At 67.4% G+C, this 768-nt stretch carries 2 protein-coding genes; both read left to right on the top strand.

What is annotated here, in order from left to right; genetic code table 11:
- Nucleotides 1-278, top strand: a 278-nt coding sequence (locus ACWGS8_RS35160) for a type II toxin-antitoxin system TacA family antitoxin (RefSeq protein WP_454585206.1), incomplete at its 5' end; no start/stop codon positions are given.
- Nucleotides 279-768, top strand: a 490-nt coding sequence (locus ACWGS8_RS35155) for a GNAT family N-acetyltransferase (protein ID WP_454585205.1), incomplete at its 3' end; no start/stop codon positions are given.

The raw sequence follows: 768 nt of genomic DNA, 5'->3' as shown, positions 1-768 counted from the left end.
TCACAGCCACGAGGAAGGAAACACCCGTCTCGATGCGGTTTCGCGACGATGATCTCACCATCATCGACCGCGGCGCGGAGCTGCTTGGCCTGTCGCGCACGGAGTTCATGCGGCGCGCAGCACTCCACGAGGCGCAGGCGGCCATTCTCAACGAAACCGTCATCCGCGTGTCCCCGGAAGCCTATGACGCCTTCATGCAGGCGATCTCAGCGCCCGCCGCTATGCCCCCGCCGAAGGCGGACGAGCGGCTGCGTCGGTCCCCGCCCTGGGACCGCTAGGTGGCGCTTTCAGGCATCGAACTCCTCAACGACGTGCACCGCCTCGACAGCTTCGATTGCGGCAAGTCGGCGCTCAACGCTTGGCTGGCCGGCTTCGCGCGAACGAACCAGGCCCGCGGGTTTACCCGCGTCCTGGTCGTTCACGACGAGGGAACAGTCGTCGGCTATTACGGCCTCGCGCCCGGCGTGATCCAGCCAAACAGCGAACCGCGCGCCATCCGCACCGGACGGCCCCCCGATCCGATCCCCTGCCTGTTGATTGGACAACTCGCCGTCGACCATCGCTATGCCGGACAAGGCATCGGCAGCGGCCTGGTCAAGGACGCGCTGCATCGCTGCGTCGCCGGCGCTGACATCGTCGGCGGCCGCGCGGTGGTGGTGCGGGCGATCGACGCCGAGGCCGAGCGCTACTGGCAGAGCTGGGGCTTCATTCCCGCACGGGACAATCCGTCGGTGCTCATGCGCTCGATCCAGGACGTAAGCCTCTGGC

It is taken from the genome of Mesorhizobium sp. 43Arga (assembly GCF_053714255.1).
The sequence above is the reverse complement of the archived record's forward strand: the minus strand, read 5'-3'. Positions and strand labels throughout refer to the sequence as shown.